The sequence below is a fragment of the Paenarthrobacter sp. E2MeOHC11 genome (assembly GCF_058744955.1).
The window spans coordinates 4,705,906-4,726,533 of sequence record NZ_CP196673.1 but is presented as its reverse complement, the minus strand read 5'-3'; the positions used below and the strand labels follow the sequence as shown (position 1 = coordinate 4,726,533).

Genomic DNA, 20,628 nt, shown 5'->3' with positions numbered 1-20,628 from the left:
CGGGCGTCACACCGCCTGGGCACTAGTGTTCGGCGTCCGCCGCTGCCTGCTTCCTGGCATTTTTTCCGGCGTCCTTTTCGGCCCGCAGGGCCTCGGCCTCGTGTTGCTCCTCAGCCTTTTCCTGATGGATGACGTCGGCGAAAAGCTTCTCCATTTCCTTGGCCACACCAGCCGCCGAGGCAGGGTTCTGGCCGGTCACCAGACGGTCGTCCACCACCACCTTCTCTTCGAATACTCCCGCGGAGACGTGGTGTGCCCCCTGTTCCTCGAGCCGGTCGGCCAGGAAGAACGGGATGACCTTGTCTTTCCCTGCGGCCACTTCCTCGTCATTGGTGAACGCGGCAACGTCCCGGCCTTCGACCAGCCGGAACCCGTTCTCCAGTTCCACCTTCAACAGTCCGGCGGGCCCATGGCAGACCGCCCCGACCAAGCCGCCGGCGTTGTACACGCTGGCAACGAGGTTCTGCAGGCCTTCGCTGTCCGGGAAGTCCCACATAGTGCCGTGGCCGCCAACGAGGTAGACGGCGTCGTACTGCCCGGGATCGATGACGTCCACGCGGGCAGTGTTGTAGAGTCCGGCACGTGTTGTCTCGTCCGTCGTAAAGGCGACCTGGATGGGATCATCCGGGTCCACTTCATCGCGCGGAGGCTGGCCTCCCTTGATGGAAGCAAAATCGACAAAGTGGCCTGAGTCTTTGAAAACCTTCCAGGGATGTGCAGCTTCGGCTACGTTGTAGCCGGTCTTCTCTCCCGTATCGCCGAGCTCGGAAACGCTGGTTAGTACCATGAGGATTTTCTTCATGAGGTGCTCCTTTCGTCCACCTTCCACCCTACGCCCCCTCCAATTTCGGTCCCTTCGGGAAGGCCTGACAGCGGGCCAGGATGGGTACGTTCCTCCAGAACCGAACGGCAGCGCTTGGGGATCGGATCCGGTGTCGCCTGAGCCTGGTGTTCACGACTGCTTGATGGCCAACCGGACAATGACACATGCTTGAGTGGTTCCCTACGTCAGGAGTGTGAGTGCAATGCCCAAGACCGGCAAGAACGATCATGCCCGGAAGGACGAGTTACCGTCGACCCTTCAGCGCTCCGACCAGAAGGCTCAGGACACATTCGCCAAGACCTACGATTCGGCCATGGATTCCTACGATGGCGATGAGGGCCGGGCCGCCCGTACCGCGTTCGCTTCGCTGAAACACAGCTACGAAAAGGTAGGCGACCACTGGGAGGCAAAGGAAGAAAGGGGTCCTTCGGATCAGCGGGCGGAAGAAGGAATCACTTCAAATGCGCCCACGGCTGGGGGAGTGGACGCCAATGCCTCCAAAGAGCACCTCTACCAGCGGGCCCGCGAATTGGATATCAAGGGGCGTTCGACCATGGACAAGGATGAACTGGTTGAGGCCCTGCAAAAAGCCAATGACGCTGCAACCCGAAAAGCCCGGGAAGGATAAGCCGCCGTACAGAATTCGCGCCAGCAATCGTCCCCTGGACCGTGATTGCAGCGGTAGCCCTGCCATGGGCGGCCAGGGTCCTATTTCCCGGTGAGTTCGGCTGGGCGTCGCCTCAAGGTCTTGGTGATGGAGAGCTTGCTGGAGTACTGGATGGAACCGTAGCGGAACAGGTGGACGGCCAACCGCAGGATCAGGGCGCCGAGGATGAAAAGCATGGCGATGATGACGATCGCTTCCCCGGTGCCCAGTGTTCCAAATCCGTTACGAAGCATCGCAGTGACCGGTGCGGAGAGGGGGAAGTACGTGAAGACCTGCACGATGGGCGCGGTAGGGTCCGAAAGGATCAGGCTGATCGCGTAGAACGGGACAAAGATCAATGCCATGAGCGGGCCGAAGATGACACCGGCCTCTTTCGCGGTGGGCATGACCGCTCCAATGGCAACCAGGACTGCGGTGAACAGGGTAAACCCGCTGAGGAGAAGCAGTGCGCCGATGATGAGGGGACCGGGTTCGAAAGTTAACGAGGACAGATCGAAGTCGGGCAAGGACAGCCGGTCGCGGAAGAAGACGTAACCGACAACGACCGGGGCCAGGAAGACCGAAACCTGTACGACGCCGATCAAGAACAGGGAGATGATCTTCCCGACGATGAGCGTGGTCGGATTAAGCGTCGTCAGGATCATCTCGGTGACCCTGTTTTCCTTCTCTTCAAGGGTGCTGTTCAGCATCTGGTTGGAGAGCAGCAGGATGACAACGTAGAACAGCAGCAGGAACATCAGGGGCGGCAAGGCAGAGCCGAATCCTCCCGAGACGTTCCCATCCCGGAACGTCTCGGTCCGGACCTTCACTTCACCGCCGGCGGCCGCCGTGAGTTCGGGGGAGTTGATGGTGGCTTGTGCCGCAACGGCCAGCAATTGCTTTGCGACCGCCTCGTAGGTGTTGTTGGCGAACACGCCCCTGTCGGTGCCGTAGACCCTGACGGTTTCAGTGGCCGGGTCGGCCGGGTAAGCGAAGTACGCATCGCTCGTGCCGGCCCTGACGTCGGAAAGTGCGGTCTCAGGATCAGAAGCCTTGCTGCCACCCATGTCTGTCGCGGCTGCCTCGGAGATGATTCCTGACGCGTCCGTGTAGGTGAAGCTCAGGGACGCATTCTTCTGGGCCTGTGCGGTGGCAGAGGTGGACGTGTTGCTGGCAAAGATGAGCACGAAGATGATGGCCATCACCACAGGTATGGCGAGGGTCGCGATCCAGAAGCGTGGCTTTTTCACCGTTCTGGTGAACTCGAAGCCGACAACAGTGCCGAGGTTGTGGCGGCTCAAGGGAGGGCGCTTGGTGGGTGCTGGAGCTATTGCTGGTGAGGGTTTGGTTGTAGTGCTCATATCAGGCCTCCGCCAAGGTGTTTTGTTCGCCGTAGACGCTGATGAAGATCTCCTCGAGGGAAACCCGTTCAGTGGTGAAGCTGCGGACTCCAACGCCGGAAGAGATGAGCTCCCTCAGCACCGCGGTTTCCGTAGCGCCGTCCTTGGGCGCCAGATCTGCCGTGCCGGGGCCTTGGGCGACGATCTCGAAGAGGGGAGAAGCTGGCAGCGCTCCTTCAAAAGACAGCCGATATACAGTGCCGCCGAACTGGTCCTGAACCTCCGAAACCGTTCCATAGGCGCGTGAGGTGCCGTCTTTGAGGAGGATCACCCGGTCGCAAAGGCGTTCGACTTCTTCCATCTGGTGCGTAACCATGATGACGGTCGCCCCGCCGAGTTTCTGTTCTTCTATGATGTCCATCAGCAAGCGACGGTTCACGGGGTCGAACCCTTTGGTCGGCTCGTCCAGGATGAGCAGCTCCGGGTTGTTCATGATGGTTACACCCAGCTGGATCTTCTGCTGCTGGCCACCGGAAAGCTTGTCCACATTGAGGTTCGCTTTGTCCGCCAGTCTGACCCGCTCGAGATACTCCAGGGACCAGGTGCGCGCAGCTGCTTTGGACAGGCCTTTGAGCCTGCCGAAGTAGACCATGACGTCCAGGACAGGTTCCTTCTTGTACAGGCCGCGTTCCTCCGGCAGGTAGCCAAGCCGGGCACCGTCACGGGGTTCGAAGGCTTTTCCATCAATGTGCAGGGTTCCGGCGGTGGGCTGGTAGATGCCCAGCAGCGCCCTGAGCGTGGTGGTTTTTCCCGAGCCGTTACTGCCCAGGAACCCAAACGTTTCCCCGGCTTGGACATCGAAGGAGAGGTCCTTGATGACCGTCGTCGCCCCGAAATCCATCCTGAAGTCTTTGATGTGAACCAGCGGCTCGATGGCCGCGCCCCCTGCAGTCATGTCATTCACTCTATAAAGATTCTCAAGGAAAGCGCGTCACGATTCGGTTCCAGCTCACACTGTAACCGTTAGGGGGGCTTTGTTCGTTGGCAATTCAGGTCAGGTGGTCGAAATCGCCCCGCACCCAGGCAGCATGTCTCTGAGCCGAATCGTGAAGTGCGGCCTTGGCTCCGGAAGCGATGACGTTGTTGAAATTGCCGTAGATGCGGTCGAACTCGAGCCCCTCCAACTCCGCGGCGATCCGCAACGCCACAGCGCCGGATAGCGGCAAGCGATTAGGGTAGCTGCGCATGAAGGAGATCGAGCGTCGATCAGGATTGGGAAACACGCTGTCACCGGTGAGCAGAACACCTTTCCCGCCTGCACCTGCTGGCCAGTGGGCCACTGCGCTGCCCGGGAAGTGTCCTCCGGTCTGCCGAAGCGTCAAGCCTCCGGCGACAGGCCTGCTGCCTGACCAATAGGCGATGTTCGGATCATCGCGTCCCAGCCATTGACGGTCTGCATCGGCCACCAGGACAGGGACGCCCCCAAGCCTCCGCGACCATTCAACCTGCACGCCGAACATGTGGGGATGGCTGGCGGCGATGGCCAGGACAGGACCCTGTTTCATGACGGCCTCCACGGCAGCGTCGTCGACGTATCCCACGGGGTCCCACAGCAACGAGCCCACGGATGTCACCACCAACTGGGCGGTCTGGCCGATTCCGACTTTCGGTTCAGTGCTGATCCCGATAAGTCCCGGCTCGGTCTCCTCCAACGTTATTCGCTGTCCGGCCAGCATCAGCTCCTCCAGGCTGAGCCAGTTTTGTCCTTCGTCGGGCACATACTGCCGTTCATCAGTGCAGATGGGGCAGAGCTCCGGGACGGGTTCGTCACGCTCAACGGCACAAGCCGCGCAGATCAGCATGGGTGGTCCTTTCCGCCAGAATAAGGGTCCTGCTGTCCGCCTTGCGCCGCAGGCTGGTGGGCCCAGATTATTTCACGGGATCGCTTGCCAGGAAGGGCAGCGCCAGTCCGAACAGTGTTGCCAAACCCAAGCCACAGGATCACAGTGGGATACGTCAGGTCACTAACACGATCAGGGAACCGTGCAGCCGCCGTGGAGGTCAACCATGAGCACCACTTCCGACAACGTCTACCAGGCACCAACCTCAGACGAAGAACCGCAGCTTAAGCGCGTTCTGGGATCGAAACTGCTGCTCCTGTTCATCGTCGGTGACATCCTTGGAGCGGGCGTCTATGCAGTCACAGGGACCATGGCCGGAACAGTCGGGGGCATCGTATGGCTCCCATTCCTCCTCGCCTTCATCGTCGCGACGCTCACTGCATTCTCCTATTTGGAACTGGTGACGCAGTACCCTCAAGCGGCGGGGGCGGCGCTCTATACGCACAAAGCATTCGGGATCCACTTCGTCACGTTCCTTGTGGCATTCGCCGTCGTCTGTTCCGGCATCACCAGTGCATCCACATCGGCCAACGTCCTTGCCCAGAACCTGTTTGGAGGTTTGGAGGTCAACGGGTGGATGGGCGCGCCGGACAGGGGACTGATGACAGCTGTTGCCCTTGGCTTCATGCTGTTGCTCGCAGTGATCAACCTGCGCGGTGTTGGCGAGAGCGTGAAGTTCAACGTCGTCCTGACGTTGGTTGAGGTAGTCGCCTTATGCATCGTGATCGGGGTCGGCTTCTTCGTGCTGGCCCAGGGAACCGGGAACATCCAGGAAATCACTGTCTTCACGGACTACCAGGACAAAGGATTGTTCCTGGCCGTCACTGCTGCCACGTCCATAGCTTTTTTCGCGATGGTCGGGTTCGAAGACTCGGTCAACATGGTGGAGGAGACCAAGAACCCGGAGCGGATCTTTCCACGCACCATGCTGACAGGCCTTGGCATCGCCGTGCTCCTTTACATGCTGGTGGCGGTGTCTGTTGTCAGCGTGTTGTCCCCCGCGGAGCTGGGTGAGATCAGGGAATCCGAAGGGGCGGCCCTCCTTGAAGTCGTCCACAAAGGTTCCCCGGATTTCCCCATCGACAAGGTCTTCCCGTTCCTGGCAGTCTTCGCGGTTGCCAACACAGCGCTGATCAACATGCTGATGGCCAGCCGCCTGATCTACGGAATGGCCCGCCAGAACGTCCTGCCACGAGGTCTGGGCAAGGTACTGCCGGGTCGCCGTTCACCGTGGGCCGGCATCACGTTCTCCACCCTTCTAGCCCTGGGATTGATCGTGTACGTCAGCAGCGATCCGGGAAGCAACATCGTGGCCAACCTGTCCGGGACCACGGCCTTTCTGCTGTTGTGCGTCTTCACTGTGGTCAACGTGGCGTGCGTTGTGCTCCGCCGCAAGAAGGACCCGAACCGCAAGGTCTTCTTCACCTCGCCAGGGCAACTGCCACTGGTGGCCGCCGTCCTCTGCGCTTTCCTTGCGGGTCCGTGGGTCGGCAGGAACCCCATCCAATACCAGGTGGCCGGTGGGCTGATGGCCATCGGAATTGTGCTTTGGTTCATCACGTGGCTAATCACCAGAAAGTCCAACAGCACGGTGGGGCCCAGCGACCCGGAGCAGGGCCGCGGGAGGGTTCCCCGACAATAATCATTATGCTTACTATTGTGCGGCGCTTGAAGTCAGAGCCGGAAGCCACAGTATGTGGTGGAATCCGATAAAACCGGCGCCCGGGCCGCGCACAAAGGCTCCGCGCTGAAAGAGGCGACGTAGCACGATGTCCCGTCACTGCGTCCATCTCCATACCGGTAGCCGCCGCCCGGACCTGGGTCCGGGTGCTACGGCGTTGACCCGGATGCCCTGGGGTGCCAGCTGCCGGGCCAACCCCTTGGTGAAGTTGTTGGTGTTGATGATGGTGGACCCCGCGGGCAGATGGGGACGGGCGGCCTTGGTCAGCCAGAACATCGCGTAGACATTGGCTTTCAGCGTGTGGTCGAATTGCTCGTCTGTGATGTCCGCTGGTTTTCCCCGTGCCACTTGCTTGCCGGCGTTGGTGACCAGGATGTCGACTCCGCCCAGGACGGCGACGGCGGTATCCACCACGCCCTGGCACGTCGCCGGGTTTTTGAGGTCGCCAGGCACTTTCACTCTCTGTCGGCCAGCAGCTTCGATAATGCCTGCGATTCGGGCCGCGTCCTCTTCCTCTTCGGGCAGGTAGGAAAGGACGACGTCTGCGCCCTCCCGTGCGAAGGCAATTGCGGTGGCGGCGCCGATTCCCGAATCCGCTCCCTGACGATCGCCTTGCGGCCTTCCAGGCGGCCGGTTCCACGGTAGCTCGCTTCGCCGAGGTCGGCCTTGGGTGTCAGCTCCACATCCAGTCCAGGTTCAGGCTGGTGCTGTTTGGGCGCCGAAATTTGTTCGTAGGCGGTGACAGGAATGCAGGGATACGTCTGCAAAGTCCCGAGGCGAGTGTCTAGTTCCCGCCGGTGGGTGAAGCGCCCGACGGCGGGAGGTCGCCGTCGGGCGCTTGGTGCGTTTGGTCCGGACTGTTGTCGGATGGAAGCGGAACGTTGGGGAGCCGTGGTTCCTCGCCCTGCAGTTGTCGAAGCGCCAGCAGTGGAAACAGCAGGACTGAGAGCATTCCTGCGCCAACCAGTGCGGAGGAGATTCCACTGGTGATAAATCCGTGTTCCCGCCCGATGGTGGTCACGGCCACGATGATCGGCAGGCCCGTTGCTCCGAACAGGACCAGGGCACGTTTGACGGCACGGGTCGAGCCACGGGGAGCAGCAAGCAAGGACGGCAAGCCGCGGATGATCAGCAGGAGGACCAGGAACAGGGGGATGAGCGCGAGAGTAGCCGGGCTTGATGTCAGCGCGCCAAGATCGAAATCAATGCCGGTGTCGATGAAGAAGACTGGAACCAGGAAGCCGAAGGCGACGGCGTCGATTTTGGTCTCGATGACCCGCCGGTCAACTTCAGGTGCCCGGGCAATGATGACCTGCCAGAGGACACCTGCGGCGAAAGCGCCCAGCAGCATATCGAGCCCCAGCACCATGCTCAGGACTACCAGTGAACTGAGAATGAGCATGATGGACCGCATGGCGAACTGGCTGCTGGTGTGGAGGGTCCTGGTGACTTGGGCATGGAACAACGTGTGCTTTGCCCGTGAGGCGTAGACGATGGCTATGCCGGTCAGGAGAACGAACCCCAGCAGCACAGCGGACGCGGTGCCCACTTGCTTGCCGGTGAAGAACAGTGAGATCGCAATCAGCGGACCAAACTCCCCGACGGCCCCCAGGGCTGCAACGGCAATCCCCGGCGGCGACTTCGATTCGCCGGCGTCGCGGATGATGGGCAGCAGCGTGCCCAGGGCGGTGGAGCACAGGGCGACACCGATGATCACGGCGGCCTCGGGAGCAGGCGCCAGGACAAATCCGGCGCCGACCCCGGCTGCCAGGGAGATGACCCAGCCTGCCGAGGCTCGCTTGATGGGGCGACCCCGGATTGCCGTGAAGTCGATTTCGTTCCCCGCAACGAAGAAGAGCATGGCCAGGCCGAAGTCGGCCAAAGTGTCGGTGAATGGGGTGGAGTGGACCCACCCCAAAAGGCTGGGGCCAAGCAGGATCCCCAGGAGAATCTCGAACACCACGATGGGCACCTTGATCACGGGATCAAGCAAACGCGCGGCAATGGGTGCTGCAACAGCCAATGCTGCGATCAGGACCAGCGACGCGGACAGGCCTTGCATGTCAGGACCCTGGCCGCCCCGGCCACTCCTTGCCGGCCCACGGGTCGTAGTCGGCAATGAGTTCCTCCTGCGCCGGACGTTCGGGCTCGGGAACATGCTGCAGGTTCACGCGCACCCTGTACCAGAGCGAGCTGGACCCCCTCATGCCGTCAACAAGGACGTCAGCAGGGTGCAACGCCGAAACGAGATCCGGGTGCCTCGCTTTCCACTCATCCAAGGCAGTGAGGGCCTCAGGCTTGGTCTTCGTCCGGGCCACCTCAATGAGCGGCATCGTGGACATCCGGCGACCCGAGCCATCCCCGTTCCTGGGAGCCTTCTCGGCAGGGCCCAGTTCGACCGCTAATGCCAGCAGCCCATCGAGCGAACCTGCAGCGTCGTCTATGCCGGCGTGGGGATCACCCACGTCCGAGAAGCGATCGAGCACGGTGCGCACGGTGAACTGGTCCGGCCGAGCCGTGCGCACTTCTTTCCAGGTGAGCGGTGTTGAGACGCGGGCATCCGGCAGGGAACGGACCGAGTAGGCGGAAGCGACAGTTCGGTCCTTTGCGTTCTGGTTGAAGTCGACAAAGACACTTTCACCCCGTTCCTCTTTCCACCACCGCGCCGTAGCGAGTCCGGGGGCACGGTTTTCCACTTCGCGGGCCAGGGTTTCAGCGGCAAGCCGCACGTCACGGTATGACCATTCCGGCGCGATCCGGACCAGGATGTGGAGTCCCCGCGAGCCGCTGGTTTTCGGCCACCCCACCAGCCCGACGTCGTCGAGGACTTCTTGTGCGACGTACGCGGTATCGACGATCTGCGACCAGTCCACCCCTGGCATGGGGTCAAGGTCCACCCGAAGCTCGTCAGGGTGGTCCAGGTCCTCGGCGCGGACGGGATGGGGGTTGAGGTCAAGGCAGCCCAGATTGACCACCCAAGCCAACCCTGCGGCGTCCCGGAGGACGGTCTCTTCCGCGGATGTTCCGGATGAGTAATGCAGGGTTGCGGTGTCGATGAACGGAGGGTGGTTTTCGGGCACGCGTTTTTGGAAGAATGGCTCGGCGTCGATGCCCTTGGGAAAGCGCTTGAGGACCATCGGCCGGCCACCGGCCCCACGCAGCGCGCCTTCTGCAACAGCAAGGTAATAGCGGACCAGATCGAGTTTGGTCAGCCCGGGTTCGGGAAAAACCACCTTGTCCGGATTCGAGATACGGACCTCGGCGCCGTCAATGTCGAGGATCTCCGCTGGGGTCTTGGAGGGGCTCATGCGGCCACGCTAGCAACGAACAGCTGTCCCAGCCAGAGGAACTGAACAAAAAGTGCTTCAATGCCACCCCAGCCCGCCCCTGAATTACTCAACTGGCCACTAAAATATAAGAAGGTATGTTGATGGTAAAGCATCAAAGAATGGAGTGATTGGATTGCCCGGAAAATCCCCAGGTAATGGAAAATCGAAGAAACCCGGAAAGACCAAAGGTAACCCTATTCGCCCCGACCAATGGGCATGGATTGATGCCGGTCGTCAGCCGTGCTGCTCCGACTGTTCATGGCAACCCTCCATGGCAACCCGCCAAAATTATCGGCGGCATTTGTGGAAGACATAAAAGTGCGGACGTGAAGTTCAAATTCACCGCACTCGTTATGCCTGCGAGGCGTCCCATACCCCCTGCGACTCGAATTCATAGGACATGGCCTGGGAATTCGACGGAAACCGGTGGAGGGCAACGTGGAAACAATAAACGGACAGGGTTAACACGTTTTCCTGAATGACGAGGCCACATACATTTCCCTTCCTCCCAACCCTCGCGCAGAGGTGTTGATCCCAGCCGGGGCTAAGCCAAGCCGACTATATTTGGCCATGTCAGCCCACCACCACGAACTGAGGGAGCCTGCACACTATGGCCAAGGAACTTGCCACCCAGCTCATCGAACAACTTCAGGCTGCCGGCGTGCAGCGGATCTACGGAATCGTCGGTGACAGCCTCAACCCGATCGTGGACGCTGTTCGCCAAACCGGAGGTTCGGCGAAGGGAGGCATCGACTGGATCCACGTGCGCCATGAGGAGGCGGCCGCGTTCGCCGCCTCTGCGGAGGCTCAATTAACCGGCAAGCTAGCTGTGTGTGCAGGATCCTGCGGTCCCGGCAATTTGCATCTGATCAACGGACTGTATGACGCCAACCGCACCGGAGCCCCGGTTCTGGCCATTGCCTCACACATCCCCAGCAAGCAGATTGGATCAGGGTTCTTCCAGGAAACGCATCCTGACAGGCTCTTCAATGAGTGCTCGGTGTATTCGGAGCTGGTGAGTACGGCCGAGCAGGCGCCGCGTGTGATGCATAGTGCCATCCAGAACGCGATTGGCCTCGGGGGAGTCGCCGTGGTCACCCTCCCTGGTGACATCGCCGGTCTTGAAGCCACAGCCCCCACCCCCTTGCCTGCCACGTTCCGGCCCGCCAGCTTGGTCCCCGACCCCGACAGTGTCCAGCAACTGGCTGAGGCAATTAACGACGCCGGTAAGGTCGCCATTTTCGCCGGTGCCGGCGTCGAGGGCTCCCACAGCGAACTCATTGCGCTGGCCGAACTGACCAAGGCACCCATTGGCCATTCACTCCGGGGCAAGGACTTTGTCCAGTACGACAATCCGTTCGATATCGGCATGACCGGACTGCTCGGCTATGGTGCCGCGGCGGAGGGCATCGAGGACGCGGACCTGCTGATCCTGCTGGGTACTGATTTTCCGTATGACCAATTCCTGCCCGATACCCGGACAGCCCAAGTGGATCGGGCGGCGCAGCGGCTGGGGCGGCGGACCGACGTCGACATTGCCGTCCACGGTGATGTGCTGCCGACACTCCAAGCGCTGCTGCCATTGGTGCACCCCAAGAAGAACCGCCGATTCCTGGATCAGATGCTCAAGAAGCACGACCGCCTGATGAATAAAGCAGTAGGTGCCTACACTCGCAAGGTGGAGAAGAAGCAGCCGATCCACCCCGAATATGCGGCCTCATTGCTGGACCAGGTCGCAGCCGACGACGCTGTCTTCACAGCCGATACCGGCATGTGCAACGTCTGGACCGCCCGGTACATCAACCCGTTGGGTACCCGACGGCTAATCGGTTCCTTCCTGCACGGCTCCATGGCCAACGCCGTTCCGCATGCGATCGGCGCACAAGTGGCCTATCCCGGCCGTCAGGTGGTATCTGTCTCCGGCGACGGTGGCCTGTCCATGCTGTTGGGCGAGCTCATCACTATTGCGGCGCACAAGTTACCCGTGAACGTGGTGGTGTTCAACAACTCGACCTTGGGCATGGTCAAGTTGGAAATGCTGGTGGACGGCCTTCCCGACTTTGGCGTGGATGTGCCGGACGCCAACTATGCCGGGGTAGCCAAGGCGCTGGGCTTCCACGCCGTGCGGGTCACGGATCCAGCGGATATCGAGGCTGCGTACAGGGCTGCCTTTGCACACCCGGGTCCGTCCCTGGTGGAGCTCATCACTGATCCGAATGCGCTGTCCATTCCGCCGAAGATCTCCGGATCGCAGGTGATCGGCTTCGCCACGGCCATGTCCAAGGTGGTCCTGAACCGGGGCGCGGGGGAGGCCGTGAGCGTGGCGCGCAGCAACCTGCGCAACATCCCGCGGCGCTAGCTCACTGCCCGAGCGCAGCGGCGAGGTACGGTGCCGTCCTGCTTTCCTTTGAGAGTGCCACGACGGCGGGCGGGCCGGCGGCGATCACCATGCCGCCGGCGTCGCCTCCGCCGGGTCCCAAGTCGATCACCCAATCCGCGTCCGCCACTACGTCCATCCCGTGTTCCACGACGATCACGGTGTTGCCGGCATCGACGAGCCTGTTGAGTTGCTTCATCAGCAGTTGGACGTCAGCGGGGTGCAGGCCGGTGGTGGGTTCGTCCAGCAGGTAGAGCGTGTGGCCTCGCTGGATGCGCTGCAATTCGGTGGCGAGTTTGATGCGTTGCGCTTCACCGCCTGAGAGCTCGGTTGCAGGCTGTCCAAGCCTGAGGTATCCCAGCCCTACTTCCTGCAAGGTCTGGAGGCTTCGCGAGACGGACGGGAGGTCGGAGAGGAAGTCAGAGGCTGCGGTGACGGTCATACCAAGGACCTCGGCAATGTTCCGGCCACGGAAGGTCACTTCCAGAGTGTCCGGGTTGAACCGGGAACCGTCGCACTCGGGGCAGGGGCCGTAGCTTCCTGGCAGGAAGAGCAATTCAACCGCCACAAACCCCTCTCCCTGGCACGTTTCGCAGCGGCCTCCGGCGACGTTGAAGGAGAACCTTCCTGCACCGAACCCCCTGGCACGGGCGCCATCCGTCGCCGCGAATTCCTTCCGGACACCATCGAAGAGGCCCGTGTAGGTGGCCAGGTTGGAACGCGGCGTACGGCCGATGGGCTTCTGGTCAACTTTCACGAGCCGGTCGAGCCGGTGCAGACCCGACACGGATCCTGTGTCCGGTGCCGTAGTGGCAGCCTCGTTCTCCAATGATTCCGGATGCAGCCTTGCGCCAACAAGGTCTGCCAGAACCTGGCTGACCAGTGTGGACTTGCCTGAGCCGGAAACACCCGTCACGGCCGTGAGCACGCCCAAAGGGAACTCAACCCCCAGACCGCGGAGGTTGTGCCTGGTGACCCCTCGAAGCTCCAGCGACTCAGTCCAGGATCGAGGACTACGGTGATTCCTTTTGCCGCTTCCCGGGAAGAGGAATGGCTTGGTCACAGAATCATGGACATGTTTCAGCCCGTCCACGGGGCCGCTGTAAAGGACCTCTCCGCCACCTTCGCCCGCGTGCGGTCCCACGTCCACCAACCAGTCCGCGGCCCGGACGAAGTCCATGTTGTGCTCCACCACGAACACGGAGTTCCCGGAGGCCTTGAGTTGGTTCAGGACGTCAAGCAGCGGCTCGGCGTCCGCTGGATGAAGCCCGGCGGAGGGCTCGTCGAGGACGTAGATGACGCCGAAGAGGCCGGAGCGCAGTTGCGTTGCGATCCTGAGCCTTTGCATCTCCCCGGGCGAGAGAGTTGGTGTCGCCCGCCCAAGGGCCAGGTAGCCCAGGCCCAATTCCAGGAGCACGGTGACCCTGTTGAGCAGGTCCCGGGTGATGGCGACGGCAACCTCGTTGCTTTCTCCGGAAGAGTGGGTGCGGGAAGCCGTCCCGGCGCTGGTGAGTTCTGTCGTGGGCCGGATGACCGCCGCCAGTTCGGTCATCGGCAGGGCATTGAGTTCGGCGATGGTCTTTCCGGCGAAGGTGACTGCGAGCGCTTCGGGCCTGAGCCCGCTGCCTTGGCATTTCGGACACCGGCCGGTCTCCATGTAACGCAGCACCCGGTCACGCATGGTGGTGCTCTTGGAGTCCGCGAGAGTGTGGAGGACGTAGCTTTTGGCGCTCCAGAACCGGCCTTTGTAGGGCTTGGCTACACGGTCACGCTGGGGCGTCACTTCCACCACTGGCTGCTCTTCGGTGAAGAGGATCCAGTCGCGGTCTTTCTTCGGCAGCTTTTGCCAGGGTGTATCCACGTCGTAGCCCAGGTGGGTGAGGATGTCACGGAGATTCTTGCCTTGCCATGCTCCGGGCCATGCGGCGATCGCCCCGTCCCTGATGCTGAGGGATGGGTCGGGCACCAAGGATGATTCGCTGACCGTGTGCGCGACGCCCAGGCCGTGGCACTGGGGACAGGCTCCGGCGGCTGTGTTGGGGGAGAATGCGTCAGAGTCCAGCTGGCTGGCGCCTTCCGGGTAACTTCCGGCGCGGGAGAAGAGCATGCGCAGGGAGTTGGAAAGAGTCGTTACTGTGCCGACGCTGGAGCGGGCGGTCGCCGTGCCGCGGCGTTGTTGGAGCGCGACGGCGGGTGGCAGCCCCGTGATGGACTCCACCTTGGGATTGTGGCCCTGTTGGATGAGCCGACGGGCATAGGGTGCCACGGATTCGAAGTAGCGCCGCTGGGCTTCGGCGAAGATGGTGCCGAAGGCCAAGGAAGATTTTCCTGAGCCGGAGACTCCGGTGAAGGCTACGATTGCATCCCTGGGGACGTCCACGTCCACGGTGCGGAGGTTGTTCTCGCGGGCTCCCCGGACTCTGACAAAGCCATCTTCAGGGTCTGCAAACTGTGGGGTCGGCTGGTGGGGAACGGGCCGCTGCGAATTTCTCAGTTTACTGTCCATTGGAATGACTCTATCGGCGTCCGGGGGCCTTCCGGGCCGTGCCCTCCCTCTAGCGCATTCGAACGCTCCCGCTGGGACCTCACACCGCACTCCTCCATCACTTCGGGAGCAAGGAAGCGCTACTGGAAGCCGTGCTGGTCCTCCGCGAAGAGCGCGAGGGTCCATGGCGTAAGGAACTGATCAGCGAGAAGGGGTTGCTCGAAACCGTGCCTGCCGTCATGCGGCACAACGCCGGCATCCGGGGCGTCATTCACCTTGACGCGACCCTGAGGGCAGACGCCATCAGCCCCGACCACCCGGCCCACGGCTTCCTCCTACGGCGCAACACGGATTTTGTTGACTCGGTCCGCTCTGAACTCGAACGCGAACTCGCCGCCGGCCGGCTCCGGAGGGCTTCGCACCATCGGTCCTGGCCCGCCAGATCACCGCATTGGTGGACGGGATCCAACTTGCCTGGCTCTACGACGAATCAGTGGGCATGGCCGAACACCTCCAGGCCTACATGGACCTGATCAAGAAGAACTGACCTACCGCCGGCAACTCCCGTGGTGCGATCCAGCCACTAGGAGGACAATGCGCTTCATGGCTGCAGAAAACATCAACGAAACAGTGGTTCAACGGCTGATCGACTGCATCAACGATCGCCACATCGAGGTCATGGATGAGCTGTTCCACGACGACGCCGTCATGCACTGGCCGCAATCCGGCGAAGTGGTGCGCGGCGCTGGAAACCGGCGCGGCATCTACAACGCCTTTCCCCAGCTCCCCACCATCACACCCCGCCGCCTCCTCAGCGGCGGGAACCTGGTGGTGGCCGAAGCGCTGCTCGACTATGGGGGACCAACCTATGAGACGGTGTTCATCTTCGAGTTCCGGAACGGCCGGATTGCCAAGGAAACTGCGTACTGGAGCGAAGCCTTCCCGGCCCCGGAGTGGCGCTCGCAGTGGGTTGAGACCACCGGCGGCCAGCCGCGCTGATCTCAACGAGGGCGCCTGGTACGCCCATTCCGCTGACGAAGCCGCGGTCACGGGGGCTGGTTCGGTGGTTGGACTACTCGGCAGAAGGCCGGCGTCGTTGCTGTTTGGTGGCTGACCTAAGCTCCTTGGCGGCACGGTGGCGGCGGGCCGAGCCGCGCGTGGGTTTGGAAGCGCGCCGGACGGTTTCGGGGACGAGGCCTTTCCTGATGAGTCCGGCGAGCTTTGCCAGCGCGATTTCACGGTTGCGCAGCTGGGATCGTTCTTCGGAGGCCGTCACTGTGATGACTCCCGCGACCAGTTTCCGCCCCAGACGCTTGAGCAGCAACTGCCGCTGCTCATCGGTCAGCGTCGCAGAACCCGCGAGATCCCAGATTAACTCCGCCCGGCTGTCGGTGGTGTTCACATGCTGGCCGCCTGGTCCCGAGGAACGCGAAAACCGCCAAGCCAATTCCGAGGCGGGAACCGTCAGGGAGGGGGAGATTTCCAAGTCCATGGAACAAGGGTCGCACGTCCCGCATGTCCGCCTTCAACGTGTCCCGCTGACATTCCGGGACACGTTTTTAGGAATTAGGTAAGCCTAAGCTAATCTTTCATTTTGTGATTGAACTGAGTGAACTCTCCGGGCTCGAAGCCACGGACCTGGTCCTCCGCTATGGGGACAGGGACGTAGTGCACGGCGCGGGTCTCCGCCTTGAGCCGGGGCGCATCGTTGCCTTGGTGGGCCCCAACGGAAGCGGCAAATCCACGCTGCTTCGCGCACTCGCGCGGCTTCATGAGGCTTCGTCGGGTTCCGTGACAGTCCGCCCCGAAGGCGGGGAGGCATCGGACGCCCTGATGATGAAGAGAAGCGACTTTGCCCGGCATGTGACGTTGCTCTCGCAGAGCCGCCCCGTCCCGCATGGCCTGAGCGTCCGCGATGTGGTTGAGTTCGGCCGCCATCCGTACCGCGGACGGTGGCGGGCCGCAGATCCCGAGGGGCCCGCCGCCGTCGAGCGCGCCATGAACCTGACGGGTGTCGCTGAGCTCGGCGACCGGGGGGTCCACGAACTCTCCGGTGGCCAGCTGCAGCGGGTGTGGCTGGCGAGTTGCCTGGCACAGGACACGTCCGTGCTGCTGCTGGATGAACCGACCAACCACCTGGACCTGCGCTACAAGGTAGAGATCTTCGACCTCGTCCATGACCTCGCCCGCGTCCACGGAGTAGCAATCGGCGTGGTCCTTCATGACCTTGATGAAGCAGCCGCACTGGCCGATCATGTGGTGGTTCTCTCGGAAGGACGGATTGCAGCAGCCGGTCCTGCCCCCCAAGCACTCGACGCAGCGCTGTTGAGCGAGGTCTATTCAATCCCTATCGTGACCCACACTGACCCTCTCACCGGAAGGCTGCGGACCCGCGCAGTCGGACGACACAGCGGCAGCTGAAGACCTTCAACACAACATAAGCACCCCAACACGAAAGGGACCCTGTGTCCATGAAGATCCACAAAGCCCTGGCCGCAACTGCTGCCTTGGCAGTCCTGCTCACTGGCTGCGGCACCACCGAAGGCCCTGCCAGCCAGGCTTCCAGCACTTCCGGTGCCGGCGAAGCCATCACAGTGACCGATGCCCGCGGCACCGAGGTCAAGCTCGACGGCCCCGCCAAGCGCGTGGTCGGCACCGAATGGAACGTGGTGGAGAACCTGACCACCCTCGGCGTCATGCCGGTGGGCGTTGCGGACATCAAGGGCTACAACGCCTGGGTTACCGCCGGCAAGCTGGACAGCACACCCACGGACATCGGCACGCGCAACGAGCCCAGCTTCGATACCATCGCTTCCTTGGATCCGGACCTGATCGTCGCCACCACCGATCTCACTGAGCCCGTCATCAAGCAGCTCGAAGAGTTGGCACCGGTGGTTGTGGTCAAGTCGGCAGACGGCAGCCGCCAGATTGCACAGGCCGAGGACAACCTCAAGCTCGTCGCGAAGGCCACCGGTACAGGGAAGAAGGCCGACGAGGCCATCGCAGCGTTTGACGCCGCCGTCGCCAAGGGCAAGGCTGACCTCGAAAAGGCCGGCCTTACCGGATCCCGCGTCGCGTTCGCAGACGGCTGGGTAGCCGACGGCAAGGTCTCCATCCGCCCCTACACCACGGGATCACTGCTGACCGACATCAACACCGAATTGGGACTCGTCAACCCTTGGACGGTTGAAGGTGACCCGGCTTACGGCCTGGGTTCGACGGATGTCGAAGGCCTGACCGCCGTCAACGCCGACCACTTCGTCTACATCACCAACAGCGCTGATGGTGACTTCACCGAGCAGTTGACTGACAACGCTGTCTGGAAGTCCCTTCCGTTCGTGGCCTCCGGCAAGGTGCACCGCCTGGCTGACGGCATCTGGATGTTTGGCGGACCTGCCTCGATGACCCAGTACGTCAATGCCATCGTCGCTTCGCTGACCAAGTAGTTCCACCGCATGACCGACACTGTGAAGAGGCCCGCCATGACCGTTCCCACGGCCGTGGCGGGTGCTCCCGTACCCGCCGGGCCGACTGGACAAGCGGCCCGCCGTCCTTTCGGACCGCTTCTGGTGGCTGGCTCCGGGGTAGTTATCCTGGCCGTCTTCGCGATGATCCACCTCACGCAGGGAACGGCCGACGTCGGCCCTCTCCAGTTACTGGGGCTGCTCACCGGAAGTGGTTCCGATCAGGAGGCCGCAGTGTTGGTCGCCTCGCGCATTCCGCGACTCTTTGCCGGCCTGCTGGTCGGTGTCGCTTTGGGGGTGGCCGGGGCAGCACTGCAGTCGGCCACCCGCAACGTCCTGGCATCTCCCGATACCCTCGCAGTCAATGCCGGCGCGCACTTCGCCATCGTGGCCATCGCCGCGTTTGGCCTGACTCTTCCGTCGTTGCTTTCCGGTGGCGTTGCCTTCATTGGCGGCCTCGCCGCGGCGTTGCTTGTGCTGGCGTTGTCCGGCGGGGGAGCGAACGGCAATGGAGGTCCCATCCGCCTTGTCCTGGCGGGCACGGCGCTTGCCCTTGGCCTGCATTCGGCCACCAGCGCGCTGCTGTTGTTGTTCAGCCAGGAAACCACCGGCCTTTACGCCTGGGGCCAGGGCAGCCTGTCCCAGTCACGCACTGACGAACTGTTCCAGTTCACTCCCGTCATTCTGGTGGCCGTCGCCGGCCTGCTTCTCCTTGCCCGCAGGATGGATCTGCTCGGCTTGGGCGACGACGCTTCCAGGCTGGCAGGTGCAGATCCGCGCCTGGCCCGGGTTGGCGCCGTCGTGCTTGCAGTTGTCCTGTCCGCGGCTGCAGTAACGATCGCCGGACCGATTGGTTTCGTGGGCCTCTGCGCCCCGGCGATCGTGCGGCTCCTGGCCTCCCGGCTCCGTGGACTGGGCAGGCATCGGGCCTTGCTTCCCATCTCCGGACTGGCAGGTGCAGTCGTGGTTATCGGTGCTGATGTCCTGGTGCGTGGCCTGTTCGGTGCACAGGCCGGCGTGGAAGTACCGACCGGTGCGGTCACCACTGTTTTTGGTGCTGTTTTCCTGGTGATCCTGGCCATGAGGATGTCCGACTCCGGATTGAGCGGTGCCGGGGACGCATTGGCGCGGCTTCGTTCGCGCCGGTTCTTCCTGGCTGTGCTGATCAGCCTGCTGGTTCTGCTGACCGGCCTCCTGGTGGCCGGAGCCTTGTTGGGTGATGCGAAACTACTGCTCGGCGACCTCCTTAATTGGCTCACCGGCCAGTCCGGAAACCGTGTCAGTGCCGTGCTGGGTACGCGGATGCCGCGCGTCGTTGCTGCGGTCCTTGCCGGGGCCGCGCTGGCGCTTGCCGGCGCCCTGATCCAGGCCGTATCCCGGAACTCCCTCGCCGAACCTGGCATTCTTGGCGTGTCCGGCGGTGGCGGGCTCGCAGCAATCATCGTCATCACCACTGTCCCGACGGCCAGTTCCTGGGTGGTTACCGGCTCTGCACTAGGGGGCGCCGCACTGTCCGCCCTGCTGGTCTTCGGGCTGGCGTTCCGGGGCGGGCTTCAACAAAACCGCTTGGTGCTGATTGGTATCGGCGTCTCCGCCGGGTTGGCTGCGATGATTACTGTCCTGTTGGTGAGTACGGACCCGTTCAACCAGACCAAGGCGCTGACGTGGTTGTCCGGTTCCACCTATGGCCGCAACTTTGCCTCCGTCCTGCCGCCGCTCCTTGCGCTGCTGGTCTCCCTGCCCGTGCTGGCCGGGATGAGGCGCGACCTGGATCTGATTGCCGTGGACGACGATTCGCCCCGGGTGCTGGGCATCGGACTGTCCCGATCCCGCTTACTCCTTCTTTCGGTGGCCGTCCTGTTGACGGCAGGCGCAGTTTCATCCGTGGGGGTGATCGCGTTCGTGGGACTGGTGGCACCGCACGCCGCCCGGACGTTGGTGGGTGCACGGCACGCCCGGGTCCTTCCCGTGGCTGCGCTCATCGGCGCCTGCACCGTGATGTTCGCGGACGTGATCGGCAGGACGGTTATCGCTCCAGCCCAAATACCTGCCGGCATCATGACCGCACTGGTGGGCGCGCCCTACTTCGTGTACCTGCTGTGGCGCTCCAGGGTTGACAGGACGTTCTGAGTCACTTGATGCGCCCCCTGCCGGCACTGGCCGCCAGAGCATAGGATCGACTGTATGGCCGGATCCGTGGATGTTCTTGGCCCCATCCTGGAAATGATGACGTGGGTGGGGTTTGTCCCGGGCGTGCCTCTGTTGATCAGCGCTTGGGTTATCGCAAAGCGCCGATGCGTATGGGTGACCGCTGATGGCGAACGGTTCGCCGCGGGCGGTTTTTTGGGGCTCCACTGGGTGGACCAAGCGAACGAAGAACAGAAAGTCCTGCTCGATGTTCCGGCCGAGACGGGGACCCTTGATTCCGGACCGGTGCTGGTGCACTACGACATCTGCCATCCGGCACGATGTTCCCTTCGGCCGCCGCGCCACGATAACACCGTTTTGATCCTGGGGTGGATGCTCACCGGGGTCGGCATACTGAGCACCCTTGGCGGGTTCGTCCTTCTCCTCCTCTAGCG

The 20,628-nt window shown here is 62.6% G+C and carries 18 protein-coding genes and 1 pseudogene; 9 read left to right on the top strand and 10 right to left on the bottom strand.

The features are described from left to right. Positions 1-22 precede the first annotated feature (22 nt). Positions 23-802 carry a type 1 glutamine amidotransferase domain-containing protein gene (locus ACSSVG_RS21875; protein WP_231340950.1) on the bottom strand — a complete coding sequence of 260 codons (780 nt, stop codon included), beginning with the start codon at positions 800-802 and terminating at the stop codon, positions 23-25. Between the two features lie 223 nt (positions 803-1,025). Between ACSSVG_RS21875 and ACSSVG_RS21870 the strand changes: the two genes are divergently transcribed. After that, on the top strand, positions 1,026-1,451 hold the full coding sequence (locus ACSSVG_RS21870) for a ChaB family protein (protein WP_253468169.1): 426 nt from the start codon (positions 1,026-1,028) through the stop codon (positions 1,449-1,451). Positions 1,452-1,531: 80 nt separating this feature from the next. On the opposite strand, the gene ACSSVG_RS21865 is transcribed toward ACSSVG_RS21870, so the two are convergent. The 3 genes from ACSSVG_RS21865 to ACSSVG_RS21855 all read right to left on the bottom strand — a co-directional run bounded on the left by ACSSVG_RS21865 (position 1,532) and on the right by ACSSVG_RS21855 (position 4,671). Beyond that, positions 1,532-2,830, bottom strand: a complete 1,299-nt coding sequence (locus ACSSVG_RS21865) for an ABC transporter permease (protein WP_492416290.1) — start codon at positions 2,828-2,830, stop codon at positions 1,532-1,534. Between the two features lies 1 nt (position 2,831). Next, positions 2,832-3,764 carry an ABC transporter ATP-binding protein gene (locus ACSSVG_RS21860; RefSeq protein WP_492416288.1) on the bottom strand — a complete coding sequence of 311 codons (933 nt, stop codon included), beginning with the start codon at positions 3,762-3,764 and terminating at the stop codon, positions 2,832-2,834. 94 nt (positions 3,765-3,858) lie between these two features. Next, a complete protein-coding gene (locus tag ACSSVG_RS21855) occupies positions 3,859-4,671 on the bottom strand; it encodes an MBL fold metallo-hydrolase (protein WP_253468172.1) in 813 nt (270 codons plus the stop codon). A gap of 205 nt (positions 4,672-4,876) precedes the next feature. Between ACSSVG_RS21855 and ACSSVG_RS21850 the strand changes: the two genes are divergently transcribed. Both ACSSVG_RS21850 and ACSSVG_RS21845 read left to right on the top strand, forming a co-directional pair. Beyond that, positions 4,877-6,352, top strand: coding sequence for an APC family permease (locus tag ACSSVG_RS21850; protein WP_231340945.1), 1,476 nt, complete (start codon positions 4,877-4,879; stop codon positions 6,350-6,352). 54 nt (positions 6,353-6,406) lie between these two features. Then, a complete protein-coding gene (locus ACSSVG_RS21845; protein WP_492419272.1) occupies positions 6,407-6,475 on the top strand; it encodes a hypothetical protein in 69 nt (22 codons plus the stop codon). 54 nt (positions 6,476-6,529) lie between these two features. Here the strand turns inward: ACSSVG_RS21845 and ACSSVG_RS21840 are convergent. From ACSSVG_RS21840 to ligD, 3 genes and pseudogenes are all read right to left on the bottom strand, one after another. Then, positions 6,530-7,158 (bottom strand): annotated as a pseudogene (locus tag ACSSVG_RS21840) (SDR family oxidoreductase); the annotation flags it as partial. A 17-nt stretch (positions 7,159-7,175) separates the two neighbouring features. Beyond that, entirely contained in the window at positions 7,176-8,453 is a 1,278-nt protein-coding gene (locus ACSSVG_RS21835) for a cation:proton antiporter (protein ID WP_492416286.1), read from the bottom strand. A 1-nt stretch (position 8,454) separates the two neighbouring features. Then, the gene (gene ligD / locus ACSSVG_RS21830; protein WP_231340943.1) at positions 8,455-9,699 is read right to left on the bottom strand and encodes a non-homologous end-joining DNA ligase; all 1,245 of its coding nucleotides are present in this window, start codon (positions 9,697-9,699) and stop codon (positions 8,455-8,457) included. A gap of 631 nt (positions 9,700-10,330) precedes the next feature. Between ligD and ACSSVG_RS21825 the strand changes: the two genes are divergently transcribed. Beyond that, positions 10,331-12,079 (top strand): pyruvate dehydrogenase, encoded by a 1,749-nt coding sequence (locus ACSSVG_RS21825; RefSeq protein ID WP_492416284.1) that lies wholly within the window; start codon positions 10,331-10,333, stop codon positions 12,077-12,079. Between the two features lies 1 nt (position 12,080). Here the strand turns inward: ACSSVG_RS21825 and uvrA are convergent, their stop codons facing one another. Together uvrA and ACSSVG_RS21815 are read right to left on the bottom strand one after the other, a co-directional pair. After that, entirely contained in the window at positions 12,081-14,603 is a 2,523-nt protein-coding gene (gene uvrA / locus ACSSVG_RS21820; RefSeq protein WP_492416282.1) for an excinuclease ABC subunit UvrA, read from the bottom strand. Positions 14,604-14,722: 119 nt separating this feature from the next. Continuing rightward, a complete protein-coding gene (locus tag ACSSVG_RS21815; protein WP_492416280.1) occupies positions 14,723-14,908 on the bottom strand; it encodes a hypothetical protein in 186 nt (61 codons plus the stop codon). A gap of 277 nt (positions 14,909-15,185) precedes the next feature. Between ACSSVG_RS21815 and ACSSVG_RS21810 the strand changes: the two genes are divergently transcribed. After that, positions 15,186-15,581, top strand: coding sequence for a nuclear transport factor 2 family protein (locus ACSSVG_RS21810; protein WP_492416278.1), 396 nt, complete (start codon positions 15,186-15,188; stop codon positions 15,579-15,581). Positions 15,582-15,654: 73 nt separating this feature from the next. Here ACSSVG_RS21810 and arfB read toward each other — a convergent pair whose 3' ends face one another. After that, a complete protein-coding gene (gene arfB, locus ACSSVG_RS21805) occupies positions 15,655-16,074 on the bottom strand; it encodes an alternative ribosome rescue aminoacyl-tRNA hydrolase ArfB (RefSeq protein ID WP_492416276.1) in 420 nt (139 codons plus the stop codon). Between the two features lie 104 nt (positions 16,075-16,178). On the opposite strand from arfB, the gene ACSSVG_RS21800 reads away from it, so the two are divergent. From ACSSVG_RS21800 to ACSSVG_RS21785, 4 genes are read left to right on the top strand one after another with little or no spacing between them, the layout of a single operon-like run. Continuing rightward, entirely contained in the window at positions 16,179-17,003 is an 825-nt protein-coding gene (locus ACSSVG_RS21800; protein ID WP_308102742.1) for an ABC transporter ATP-binding protein, read from the top strand. A gap of 44 nt (positions 17,004-17,047) precedes the next feature. Next, complete coding sequence (locus ACSSVG_RS21795) at positions 17,048-18,028, top strand: ABC transporter substrate-binding protein (RefSeq protein WP_492416274.1); 981 nt, start codon at positions 17,048-17,050, stop codon at positions 18,026-18,028. 9 nt (positions 18,029-18,037) lie between these two features. Beyond that, positions 18,038-20,176: an iron ABC transporter permease gene (locus ACSSVG_RS21790; protein ID WP_492416272.1), complete on the top strand. Its 2,139-nt coding sequence runs from the start codon at positions 18,038-18,040 to the stop codon at positions 20,174-20,176. 54 nt (positions 20,177-20,230) lie between these two features. Then, entirely contained in the window at positions 20,231-20,626 is a 396-nt protein-coding gene (locus ACSSVG_RS21785; protein ID WP_231341857.1) for a hypothetical protein, read from the top strand. Positions 20,627-20,628 lie beyond the last annotated feature (2 nt).